The organism is Brevibacterium sp. Marseille-P9724 (assembly GCF_902500275.1).
In the GTDB taxonomy this organism is placed as follows: domain Bacteria; phylum Actinomycetota; class Actinomycetes; order Actinomycetales; family Brevibacteriaceae; genus Brevibacterium.
Genome location: NZ_LR722991.1, coordinates 20,016 through 31,824 on the forward strand (window position 1 = coordinate 20,016; position 11,809 = coordinate 31,824).

Annotated in this window: 10 protein-coding genes and 2 tRNA genes; 4 read left to right on the forward strand and 8 right to left on the reverse strand. The window is 62.4% G+C overall.

Features of this window, described 5'->3' with window-relative positions; genetic code table 11:
• Window positions 1-42: 42 nt before the first annotated feature.
• Window positions 43-1,281, forward strand: coding sequence for an IS30 family transposase (locus tag GC119_RS02900; protein WP_083318963.1), 1,239 nt, complete (start codon window positions 43-45; stop codon window positions 1,279-1,281).
• 119 nt (window positions 1,282-1,400) lie between these two features.
• Here the strand turns inward: GC119_RS02900 and GC119_RS02905 are convergent.
• The 5 genes from GC119_RS02905 to GC119_RS02925 form a co-directional block, all read right to left on the reverse strand.
• Window positions 1,401-1,473, reverse strand: a tRNA-Glu gene (locus GC119_RS02905).
• Between the two features lie 24 nt (window positions 1,474-1,497).
• Window positions 1,498-1,572, reverse strand: a tRNA-Gln gene (locus tag GC119_RS02910).
• A 76-nt stretch (window positions 1,573-1,648) separates the two neighbouring features.
• Window positions 1,649-2,902: an alpha/beta fold hydrolase gene (locus tag GC119_RS02915; protein WP_151952402.1), complete on the reverse strand. Its 1,254-nt coding sequence runs from the start codon at window positions 2,900-2,902 to the stop codon at window positions 1,649-1,651.
• Window positions 2,903-2,908: 6 nt separating this feature from the next.
• On the reverse strand, window positions 2,909-4,381 hold the full coding sequence (gltX, locus tag GC119_RS02920) for a glutamate--tRNA ligase (protein ID WP_070777596.1): 1,473 nt from the start codon (window positions 4,379-4,381) through the stop codon (window positions 2,909-2,911).
• An 18-nt stretch (window positions 4,382-4,399) separates the two neighbouring features.
• Window positions 4,400-5,209 carry a fumarylacetoacetate hydrolase family protein gene (locus tag GC119_RS02925; protein ID WP_070777597.1) on the reverse strand — a complete coding sequence of 270 codons (810 nt, stop codon included), beginning with the start codon at window positions 5,207-5,209 and terminating at the stop codon, window positions 4,400-4,402.
• A gap of 18 nt (window positions 5,210-5,227) precedes the next feature.
• On the opposite strand from GC119_RS02925, the gene hrpB reads away from it, so the two are divergent.
• From hrpB to glsA, 3 genes are read left to right on the forward strand one after another with little or no spacing between them, the layout of a single operon-like run.
• The gene (gene hrpB / locus GC119_RS02930) at window positions 5,228-7,669 is read left to right on the forward strand and encodes an ATP-dependent helicase HrpB (RefSeq protein WP_070777598.1); all 2,442 of its coding nucleotides are present in this window, start codon (window positions 5,228-5,230) and stop codon (window positions 7,667-7,669) included.
• Window positions 7,666-8,562, forward strand: coding sequence for a 3-methyladenine DNA glycosylase (locus GC119_RS02935; RefSeq protein WP_070777599.1), 897 nt, complete (start codon window positions 7,666-7,668; stop codon window positions 8,560-8,562). Before hrpB ends, GC119_RS02935 begins: the two co-directional genes overlap by 4 nt.
• A 7-nt stretch (window positions 8,563-8,569) precedes the next feature.
• Window positions 8,570-9,844, forward strand: coding sequence for a glutaminase A (gene glsA / locus GC119_RS02940; RefSeq protein WP_070573593.1), 1,275 nt, complete (start codon window positions 8,570-8,572; stop codon window positions 9,842-9,844).
• Between the two features lie 186 nt (window positions 9,845-10,030).
• Here glsA and GC119_RS10910 read toward each other — a convergent pair whose 3' ends face one another.
• The 3 genes from GC119_RS10910 to GC119_RS02950 all read right to left on the reverse strand — a co-directional run bounded on the left by GC119_RS10910 (window position 10,031) and on the right by GC119_RS02950 (window position 11,795).
• Entirely contained in the window at window positions 10,031-10,177 is a 147-nt protein-coding gene (locus tag GC119_RS10910; protein ID WP_193215599.1) for a GPGG-motif small membrane protein, read from the reverse strand.
• A 178-nt stretch (window positions 10,178-10,355) separates the two neighbouring features.
• Window positions 10,356-11,084, reverse strand: a complete 729-nt coding sequence (locus GC119_RS02945; protein ID WP_151952403.1) for a glucosamine-6-phosphate deaminase — start codon at window positions 11,082-11,084, stop codon at window positions 10,356-10,358.
• A gap of 51 nt (window positions 11,085-11,135) precedes the next feature.
• Complete coding sequence (locus tag GC119_RS02950) at window positions 11,136-11,795, reverse strand: maltokinase N-terminal cap-like domain-containing protein (RefSeq protein WP_151952404.1); 660 nt, start codon at window positions 11,793-11,795, stop codon at window positions 11,136-11,138.
• Between the last annotated feature and the right edge of the window lie 14 nt (window positions 11,796-11,809).

An 11,809-nucleotide genomic window follows, 5' to 3' on the forward strand; every position in this document is an offset into this window, starting at 1 on the left:
GCAGTAAACAGAGGCGAACCGAGCCCTGGGTTCAAGGGGTCGTTGCAACACCTCTGGTCAGAAGAGGTTTTGGTTGTGCCTAGGTATCGGTTGCCGGTGGAAAAAGAGGCTGAGTTTTGGGATTGGGTGCGTGAAGGGAAGGTTCCTGATGCGGTTCCTGCGTTGATTGGCGTGTCAACGGGGTCGTGTTTTCGGTGGTTGGCTGATCGTGGTGGTGTGAAACCACCAGTGGGATATGGACGTTCGAAACGGTATTTGACGTTTGCTGAGCGTGAAGAGATCGCTGTGTGCAACGCGGAGGGGCTTAGCGTGCGTGCTATCGCGACGTTGTTGGGGCGCAGTCCTTCGACGATCAGTCGTGAACTGCGTCGTGCTCCGCGTAATCCGAATAATGTCAGGCCTAGTAGGCCGTCGTATCGGGCAGGGGCAGCGCAGGAAGATGCGGACCTGAAGCGCAAGCGGGCCAGGGGTGGCAAACTTGCCTGTAATGAGCGGCTGCGTCGTGAAGTGCAGGAACGGTTGAATAAGAACCATTCGCCTGAACAGATCAGCTGCCGTTTGCGTGCAGACTTTCCCGATCAGCCGGAGATGTGGGTGTCACACGAAACGATTTACAAAGCCCTCTACGTCCAAGGCCGGGGTGAGCTCAAACGCGAACTGGTACGCCATCTGCGTACCGGCAGAAGCCTGCGCAAACCCCGCAGAACCACAGACAAACGCCCAGGCCGCATACCGGGGATGGTCAACATTTCCAAGCGCCCGAAGGAAGCCACAGGCCGTGCTGTGCCCGGACACTGGGAAGGGGACCTGATCCTAGGCAAAGCAGGAACCGGTTCTGCCATCGGCACCCTGGTCGAGCGAGCCAGCCGGTTCACCCTGCTGCTGCACTTTCCCGGTAAACACACCGCCCAGGAAGTCGCTGATGCCATGATCACCAAGATCCACCAGCTGCCGGAGCAGCTGCGCATGTCCTTGACCTGGGATCAAGGAAGAGAAATGGCTCAACACGAACGCATCACCGATGAAACCGGTATGGAGATCTACTTCTGTGACCCGCACTCACCCTGGCAGCGCGGCACCAACGAAAACACCAACGGACTACTGCGCCAGTACTTCCCCAAAAGCACCGACCTGAGCCAATGGGGACCGGGATACCTCGATACAGTCGCAGCCGAACTCAACAGCCGACCCCGAAAAACCCTCGAATGGGAAACCCCAGCCGAACGACTCGTTAAACTACTCAACCAAGACAACACACCAGGTGTTGCAACCACCACTTGAATCCACCAGCGTTTTTGCCTCAATATTCCACCTAGCCAGCAGAATCGCCCTCCCGGTGACAAAGCCGCGCTCTGGAAAGCAGAAAGCCCCAGCCGACTGGCTGGGGCTTTCGCCTTTTGCACCCCCGAGCAGGTTCGAACTGCCGTTTCCGCCTTGAGAGGGCGGTGTCCTGGACCGCTAGACGACGGGGGCAAGACTGTTGAATTCTATGAAGGTTGGCTGGGGTACCAGGACTCGAACCTAGACTAAATGAACCAGAATCACTCGTGCTGCCAATTACACCATACCCCAATGAGCTGGCGGGAATTCCCGCTCGGCAACAGAAGTAAACTCTACATCATTGCCGGGCAGGAATGCAAAACCCAGCTCAGGCTTGCGCGTTCAGCCCCTGCAGGAGCCCGCCCAGCCTCCGCAGAACCTCGCCCCCAGAAGCGGCCAGACCGTTGTGCTCATAGGCATCGGTCTCCCACACTTCACAGTTGGCGAGCATCCCGGCCGTCTCCAGAGACATATCGCGGGGCACAAAGGCGTCGTGCGTGTAGACCGCGGCCGCGGTCGGAACCGATGCCGCACGCAGCTTCTCGACATCCCACATGACAGGCCAGTCCCGTTCAGCGAGCGCCTGTGCAACGTCGTCCCACACGGCCAGTGGACCCGTGCGGAAGAGCTCGGGGTCCACGTGTTCACCCGACAGCCACAGCGGATCATCGGCAACTTCGGCCGGGCGTGCGCGCAGAGCAGCCCAGGCGGTCTTAGCGCCGCTTGCCCAGCAGGTTTCGTGGAAGGCTGCGTACAGCGGATTGCGCGCACTGAACGGCAGCGAGGCCTGAAGGTCGTGCCCCAGGGCTGCCGAATCGATGTCGTGCTCCAACAGGAAGCGCAGCTGCTGATCTCCGCCGCTGGCACCCAGCAGGAGTCCGAGCGAACGGACGTGGGCCTCTGCGGCGACAGTGCCGTCCGGCAGGGCTATGCCGTCGGTGACAGCACGGGCGTGAAGCCTCTTCATGGCGTCAGCCGCACCGGGATACTCCGCAAAGAACTTCTGTGATTTCTCGCGCATAATCTGCCACGTACGGGCGTATGCAATCGCCGGATCGGGGTCGGCGCCGGGCTGTGGAACACGGGTCAGTCCCCCGGTGATACGCGCACTCAGCAGAGATTCGGGGTGTTCGGCCAGGTATCGCAGCGAGGTGAATCCGCCGAACGACTGACCGAGGATCGCCCACTGCTCCACCCCGAGAGCCCGGCGGACGGCTTCTGCGTCCTCAACGATCGCATCGGCCCTGTAGAAGCTCATGCGTTCAGCGACCGCTTCGGGATCCTGTGCTCCCCCAGTGCCGACAAACCGGCCGTCCACCCAGCCGATTGGCGAAGACAGCCCGGTGCCGCGCTGATCGAGCATGACCACCCGGTGGGTTTTCAGTGCTTCTGGCAGCCACGAGGGGCTGTTCACTGTCGGTCGGAAAGCCTCAACACCGGGCCCGCCCTGCAGGTAGAGCAGATACGGCTTGCTGTCGCTGTCGGCAGTGCCCACGATGCGCGCGTAGACCTCGATTGTTCCGGGTGTGTCCCCAAAGTGATCGAGGGGAACCTCAATGCGCAGGTCTTCGCATTTCAGCACAGTGATTCAGCCCTCCAGGTGGTTGAGAAGGCCGCGCAGACGGCCCATCGTGACGTCCTTGCCGAGGATTTCCATCGACTCGAACAGCGGTGGGGAGATCCGCCTGCCCGACAGCGCAGTGCGCAGCGGGCCGAAGGCAAAGCGCGGTTTGATTTCCATTTCCTCAACGAGCTTCGTCTTAAGAACCGCCTGCAGCGTTTCCGCCGTGAAGTCCTCCAGCGGGTCCAACACCTCGATGGAGGCACGCAGAACCTCGGGCGCGGTTTCGCGCAGGGTCTTCAGCCCGTCTTCGTGGAGTTCGAACTTATCTTCGTCTACAAACAGGAAGCTCATGAGGTCTGGAGCTTCGCTCAGCAGGTTCATGCGGGTCTGAACGAGAGGCACGGCCTGGCGCAGCACCTCGAGCTGACGTTCGGTGGGCTCAGCGTCAATCAGCCCGGCATTCTGCAGGAACGGCAGGAGCCTGCGGCCGAAGTCGTCTTCGTCGAGCATGCGGATGTGGTCGGCGTTGATGGCCGTGGCCTTCTTCACATCAAAGCGGGCCGGGTTGGGCAGAACGTCGTGGATGTCGAAGGCCTGCAGCATTTCTTCGACCGTGAAGACATCGCGGTCGGCAGCAATCGACCAGCCCAGCAGAGCCAGGTAGTTGATGAACCCTTCGGGAATGAAGCCGTTGTCGCGGTGGTGGAACAGGTTCGATTCGGGGTCGCGCTTCGACAGCTTCTTGTTGCCCTCGCCCATCACATAGGGCAGGTGGCCGAACTCGGGGGTGAATTCAGCAATGCCGATGTCCTTGAGCGCTTCGTACAGCACAATCTGACGAGGTGTCGAGGACAGGAGGTCTTCTCCGCGCAGCACGTGGGTGATCCCCATGAGTGCGTCGTCAACCGGGTTGACGAGCGTGTACAGCGGCTGGCCGTTGGCGCGCACAACCACAAAGTCCGGAACTGAGCCCGCCTTGAAGGTGATTTCTCCGCGCACCACGTCGGTGAACGTGATGTCCTCATCCGGCATGCGCACGCGCAGCACGGGTTCGCGTCCCTCTGCGCGGAAGGCGGCCTTCTGTTCTTCTGTGAGGTCGCGGTCGTAGCCGTCGTAGCCCAGTTTGGGATCGCGCCCGGCTGCGCGGTGGCGCGCTTCGGTTTCCTCCGGGGTGGAGAACGATTCGTACAGGTGGCCTGCGTCTTTGAGTTTCTGGATGACGTCCTGGTAGATCTCACCGCGCTGGGACTGGCGGTAGGGGCCGTGGGGGCCGCCGACGTCAATGCCCTCATCCCAGTCCAGTCCCAGCCAGTTCATCGCTTCGATGATCTGCTGGTAGGACTCTTCGGAGTCGCGGGCGGCATCGGTGTCTTCGATGCGGAAGACGAATGTGCCGCCGGTGTGGCGGGCATACGCCCAGTTGAACAGTGCGGTGCGCACCATCCCGACGTGCGGGGTTCCGGTAGGCGAAGGGCAGAAGCGAACTCGTACGCTCACGTTTTTCCTTTTCTTGTTTCAGGCGTCCATGGCTGGGTTGGACAGCAGTCCCAGCCCTTCGACTGCGATGTTCATGCGCTGGCCGGCTTCGACTTTTCCAACACCGGCCGGTGTGCCGGTGAGGATGATGTCTCCGGGCAGCAGCGTGATGGTCTCGGTAATGGATTCGATGAGTGCGGGGACGTCGAACACCATGTCTGCCGTGGTGCCGTCTTGGCGCAGTTGACCATCGACCCACGAGCGCACTCTGAGGTCTTCCGTGTCGAGCTCGGTTTCGATCCAAGGTCCCAACGGGGTCGAGGTGTCAAAGCCCTTCGCGCGGGCCCACTGCAGATCGGTTTTCTGCAGGTCGCGCAGCGTGACGTCGTTGGCCACCGTGTAGCCGAGCACGTGTTTGAGTGCGTCTTCGCGGCGGACCTGCTTGGCCACGCGGGAGATGATGACGGCCAGTTCGGCCTCGTAGGACACCTCTTCGGACACTGCGGGCAGGCGGACGGGTTCATTCGGCCCGACCACGGCGGTGTTGGGAATAAAGAAGTACTGCGGGCTTGCGGGAACTTCGTTGCCGAGTTCCCGGGCGTGGTCGGCGTAGTTGCGGCCGACGGCGATGATTTTCGAGCGCGGGATGATGGGGGCGACCAGGCGCACGTCCGCGTACGGCAGGCGTTCGCCGGTGGACCCAGCGGGGCTGAAGAAGGGGTCTCCTGACAGGACCGCGATTTCCAGGCCCGATGTGTCGAAAGTGCCGTCGTCTGCGGGTTCGGGAACCTGGCCTTCGAGCACCCCGTAGGTGGGTTCGTCGTTGTGGACAAATCTGACAATGCGCATGCCCCTTAGTCTACTGGGGTGAGTGTTTTCGACCTCGATGCCATTGGGCGCGGACTTCCGGCGGCTTCTCTTGTCCCCCGCTTGGCTGACTGCTGTGTGCCTGGACCTTTGCGCGCGGTGATCGAGGCTCCTCCCGGCACGGGCAAGACGACGATTGTTCCGCCTGCGGTCGCGAATCTGGTGCCCGGTCGGGTGGTGGTGACTCAGCCCAGGCGGGTGGCGGCGCGTGCCGCCGCGGACCGTCTGTCGGACCTCTCGGGCGAGCGCGTGGGCCTTGCCGTGCGCGGTGAGCATCGGCGGGGTGATCGGGTTGAGTTCGCAACGACGGGCGTTCTTCTGCGCCGCCTGCTGAATGACCCCGAACTGTCCGGCATTGGCGCTGTTGTCATGGACGAGGTGCACGAACGCGCCCTCGAATCTGATCTTGTCTTCGCCATGCTGCGCCAGTTGGCAGATCTGCGCGAAGATCTGAGCCTCGTGGTCATGTCCGCCACGGTGGATGCGCAGATGTGGGCTGACCTTCTGGGCGAACCGAGTACTCCCGCACCTGTTCTAAGCGCCCCAGCCCAGCTGTATGACCTGAAGCACAGCTGGGCGCCCGGGCCTGCCGCTCTGGGTGTGCGCGGGGTTGAGCGGGATTTTCTCGATCACGTTGCCCGGATCGCTGCTGACCACGCTCACGAGGTGGCACACGACATCCTCGTTTTCCTTCCCGGTAGGCGCGAGATTGCCCGGGTGGAATCAGCTTTGGCTTCGCTGACCGACACGGAGGTTCTCACCCTGACGGGCAGCACCCCGGCGCGTGAGCAGCGCCGAATCACCTCTGGCGGCGGTGATCGCCAAAGAATTGTTCTGGCCACGAATGTCGCCGAGTCTTCTCTGACGGTGCCCGGTGTTCGCACCGTGGTCGATGCCGGGCTCGACCGGCAGGTGCGGCTGGATTCTGTGCGCGGCATGTCAGGTCTGGTGACGGTCGGCGCGGCGAAGGACTCTATGGTGCAGCGGGCCGGGCGCGCTGCCCGACAGGGGCCTGGAACCGTGGTCCGCTGTATGGCCGAGGCGGATTTTGCCGCACGGCCAGCGCACGCTCCCGCGGAGATCACCACTGCCGATCTCACGCAGGCTGCCCTCGACCTCGCCTGTTGGGGTGCTCCCCGAGGTGAGGGTCTCGCACTGCCGACTCCGCCTCCTGAGCCGGCCCTGGACCAGGCCGAGGCGGTGCTGAACAGGCTGGGGGCACTCGAGGCGGGACAGCCCACTGACCTTGGGCGACGGCTGGCCGCGGTTCCAGCTGATCCGCGTTTGGCCCGCGCACTGTTTGACGGTGCGGACTTCATTGGAGGCACCGCGGCTGCGCAGGCGGCTGCGGCTCTGGTTTCGGATGTCCGCTCCCCCGGCGGTGCTCTGTGGCAGGGGTATCGCGCGGTCCGTGAGGCTGCGGATTTCCGCCGGGAGGTTGCCCGTTTCGCGGCTCTTGTCGAGGCGGAGGCCGGACCGAATCTTGATGAAGCCGGTCTGGCTTTTGTCACCGCGCTGGCTTTTCCAGAGCGGATTGCCCGAGCGGTCGACGAATCGACGTACAAACTGGCAAGCGGGACAGCGGGCGAACTTCCACGCGACAGCGCTCTTCGCGGCCACGAATGGTTGGCAATAGCGGACATCCGCCGTGCGGGCAGCCGCTCCGTCATCGGTGCGGCGGTGCCGATTGACTTTGAGCAGGCCCAGTTGGCGGCGGATTCTCTTCTGGGTGAAGACGACATCGCTCAGTTCGACGGTCGGTCAGTGCGTGCACGCAGAGTTCGGCGCTTCGGCGCAATTGAACTGTCATCTACCCCGGTTCAGGCAAACACCGAGACCGCCCGCCGCGCAATTGAGGAAGCAATCTCCGCTCGGGGACTGGCCGACGTGCTCCCGCTGTCGGAACAGGCCGAAGCTCTTCGCAGGCGCATGGCGCTTCTGCACCGCGAACTGGGCGAACCATGGCCGGATGTCAGCTTCGAGGCGCTGTCAGATGACCCAGCGTGGCTGGCCGGTGAAATCTCTGCTGTTGCTGCAGGCGGCAAACCGGATATGGAACGAGCGCTGACCGGTCTGCTTCCGTGGCCGGAGGCAGCGCGTCTGGACGAACTGGCTCCTGAGCGCATCCAAGTGCCCAGCGGTTCGCGCCACCGGGTGCACTACCCCGACGGCGACGAACCGCCGGTGCTGGCGGTCAAGCTCCAAGAGTGCTTTGGGTGGGAAGCCAGTCCGCGGATCGTGGACGGTCGCGTTTCCGTTCTGCTGCACCTGCTCTCCCCCGCCGGGCGGCCGCTGGCGATCACCGCCGACCTCGAATCGTTTTGGAACGGGGCCTATTCTGATGTGCGTGCCGAAAACCGCGGCAAGTACAGAAAACACCCGTGGCCGGAAGACCCGTGGAACCACGTGGCGACCGCGAAGACCACAAGGAGACTGAAGTGAACCGGGAAGCGGTCCTGGCGCCTCGTGAGTGGAGGGCGCGGCGTGATACTCACGTACAGGCCGTCAACAGCAGAACAGCCGCCCACCTAGCCAGGCGCTCCCGGGGCGAAAAGCACCCGGTCGAAGACTTCCTGTTCACCTACTACCCGTTCAAACCGGCAAAGATCGCCCAGTGGAACCCGGCCCCCGGCACTGTGCTGGGCATAGAAACAGAAGACGACCGGCAGTATTTCTCGCGCCGCTGGTACACCGTGACCGACCACGCCCGGGTCGATGCCGCCGAGTGGTGGCAGGATCGGGGCGACGGAGCGGTGTTCATCCGCGACCTGCTGCGAAGCACCCTGGGCAGGCAGGCAGCGTTCGGCTGTTTCGGCCTGCACGAATGGGCCATGGTGTACAAGCTCAAACCCGGCCAGCAGCGACACGAAGACGTCCCCCTGCGACTGAGCCAGGAGGAAACGGACAAGGTCGTCGAGAACCACCGAATTCAGTGCACCCACTTCGATGCATTTCGCTTCTTCACCCCCGATGCGCGCGGACTCAACACCGTCCAACCCACACGGGAGGGTATGCGCGACAATGAACAGCCCGGCTGTCTGCACGCCGGAATGGACCTGTACAAGTGGGCCATGAAGCTGCAGCCCATGGTTGAGGGAAGCATTGTGCTCGAAGCCTTCGACCTGGCACTCCAGCTGCGCACACTCGACATGGAGGCCTCGCCGTATGACGTCAGACCGTGGGGCTATGGTGTCGTTGCAATCGAAACCGCCGCCGGCAAAGCCGAATACATGAAGCGCCAGCAGAGTCTTTCCGAAAAGGCCAATAGACTCAGAGTCGCGCTCATCGACTCCGTCGACCGCGCCGAAGAACTCGCCCTCAACCAGTCGAACTGAGACCGTTATGAAAAGTCCCGTCAATTCTTTCCTCGAACGCATCTACGCCAACTGCAAGAACGAAGATTCGGGGAACCTGGCGGACTATATTCCAGAACTCGCATCGGTCGACCCTCACCGCTTTGCGATCTCTCTGTGCACCCCCGACGGAACGGTGTACTCCGCCGGTGACAGTGACGCACTGTTCTCCATCCAGTCGGTCTCAAAGCCCTTCGCCTACGCGCTGGCTTTGCGTGAATGCGGCTACGACGCGGTCATGGCCGCAGTCGGCGTCGAACCTTCCGGCGACGCCTACAACGAAGCTTCCCTGCAGGAGGGCACGGGACGACCGGACAACCCCATGATCAACATCGGGGCGATCGCCACTCACGGCGTGCTGCGCCAAGCTGTCGGCTGGGAGGGCGTCTATTCGGGACTGTGCGAATTTGCCGGACGTGAACTCGAAATCGACGAGGCGGTCTACGAATCCGAAGTCAGCACGGGATGGCGCAATCTGGCGCTGGCCTCGTTGGTGCGCGCCAACGGCATTTTCGATGCCGACCCGCACCAGGTCTTCGCCGGCTACATCCGGCAGTGCGCCGCCAAAGTGACGGTCGACGACCTTTCCGTCATGGCGATGACCCTGGCTTCCGGAGGCATCAACCCCGTGACTGAACGGCGTGTCATTCCCGAATGGGTGGCCCGTCAAGTGCTCTCTGTAATGACCACGTGCGGTATGTACGATGCGGCCGGCGACTGGCTCACAGGCATCGGCATCCCGGCGAAATCCGGTGTCGGCGGTGGCTTGGTGGGTGCACTCCCCGGCCAGGTGGGCATCAGCGCCTTCTCGCCCAGACTCGATTCCTATGGCCACTCGGTGCGCGGAGTCAAGGCCTTCCAGAAGATGAGCGAACAGCTCAACCTGCACATCATGGCAACTCCCGCTTCATCGGTCGAGGCCGTCTCGCAGCGCTCCACCACGCTCGACGGCGACACCCTCATTGAGATTCAGGGCGTGCTGGACTTCTCCACAACGGAGATGGTGCTGCGCCACCTGGAGCAGATCGAACAGGACGACAGCGACATCGTGTTCGATGTCAGCTTCGTCTCTGCCATCCCCACCGTCGGCGGGGAGCTCATGGCCGAAGCGCTGCGCCGTTTGGCAGCCGAAGGCCACGACATTACGATCGTCGACCCGCACGGTCGCCTGCCCCACAAGATCACGGCCCGCTTCGACCTGCTGGATGAGCGCCCCGAAGGCTATGTGGATGGCCTGGAAGTCCAAGAATGGGAAGAAGCGTAGGCCGCTCCCTACCGGCCAGCCCCACCCCGACAGCCAACGAAAACCGTACCTCCACCTCGTGGTGCCGTGTGGCCCTCGACCGCTAAAAGTTACTCTTCCACCTAGACGGTAGAGTTGCGGCACACAACAGAAAAGGCGCACAGCCTCAAGCTGTGCGCCTTTGCGGTCGAGATCAACCGCTGAAAGTCAATTGAATATGCTGACACCGCCGGGGCCGACAATCAGGCCGACAACGATCAGCACGATGCCCCACAGAAGCTGGCCGCGAAAGAGCGCGAAAACGCCGGATATGACCAGGATCGCTGCGAGGATCCACAGAATAACTGTAAGCATTGTTCTCCTTATCAGTGCTTAGCTGCTCAATGCACCCTAGCCGGGCTTGAGCATGAATGTCACACGCAATGCTGCTGTGGTGAGAATAGTCACCGGCATTGTTCACACGTTGTGGGCAGTCCTTGGACAACGCCCGCGGCATTGCAGAACCGCCCGACCAGGGGCGTGTCGGCGCTGCTCAGAGGAGGCTTGCAGCGGCTTCGTCCAGGGCGAACACGACGCTCGGGTGGGTCTGCAGGACCGACGCGGGAACGTCTTCTGTAACGGGGCCGAGAACTGAATCACGGACAGCTTCGGCCTTGTTCTCACCAAAGGCCAGCAGAACGATCCTGCGGGCGTTCATGATTGTGCCGATGCCCTGCGTGACCGACAGGATGGGAACTTCTGCCGTGTAGTCGAAGAAGCGCGCATTGTCGGCCCGGGTCGACTCGGTGAGAGGTTCCACGTGGGTCACAGAGTCAAAGGGCGTGCCAGGTTCGTTGAACGCAATGTGACCGTTGGAGCCAATGCCCAGAATCTGCAGATCGATGCCGCCGGCCTCAGCGATTTCAGCGTCGTAGTCGTCAATGACATCGCCCTGCGAATGGCCTTCGGCCAGCGGCACCCTCACATTCTGCGGCGCGAGCCCAATCTGCTTGGTGACGTGTTCGTCGATGAAGAAGTGGTAGCTCTGCGGGTGTGTGGTGTCCAGGCCCAAGTATTCGTCAAGGGCGAAAGCACGCAGGCGGCTGACGTCAATGCCGTCCGCCTGGACTCTGCGCGCGATTTCGCTGTAGACACCGGCAGGGCTCGAACCTGTCGCAACACCCAGATTCGCCGTGGGGTTGGTCTGGATGATGTCGCAGACCTGCTGAGCAGCCCACGCACTAGCCGCCGCTTTGTCGGCGAACACTTTGCATTCGATCACGCTGAAGTCCTTTCCTGCCGGTGACGTGATTTTAACGGCAGGGCAAACAGCCTACGCCAGCAGACGTGCTGATACGTACTCGTCTGCGTCGACTTTCACCTGCAGCTGGCCGGAAGGGGCTTCGAGCGCATCGACTGCCACCGGCGACGGCACCCGGAGGAAGCCGAGCTTCACTTCGCCGAGAACTGCCAGTGTGAGATCCCCGACAGTTTCGACAGTGACCTGAACCCTATCGGCATCTGTGCCCTGCGGAAGGTCGGAGATTGTCAGATTGGGTTCTGTGGTTCCCCACGCCTCAGCCGTATCCGTATTCTGCTCGAAACCGGTGTCAGTCTGCCAGAACTCGTCGACAGAGCGTCCGCCCGTGACGATAGCCCGCAGCGTCTCCAAAACGCACACGGGGTCGGCCACACCGTCGTACACCCACCTGTGGCCGAGTTTCGGATGATCCATTTCGGTGATCAGGTGCTGTTGCGCCCCGGCCAGCGGCGCGCCGCGGTACGTCAGCGGCACCTGGTAGACGGTGCCGTCTGGTGCTTTGACCAGATGAAACTCAACCCCGACCTCGCCAGCGGGATCGTCAAAGCGGAAAGACGAAACACGGCTCAGCTTGGCGCCGGGTTCGAGTTTCGCCCACGGCTGCTCGGGCAGCCACTTTTCGATCAGTTCGATTTTGCCGGGTGACAGATCAACATCGTAGAGAATCGCCATGGGAGCCTCCTTGC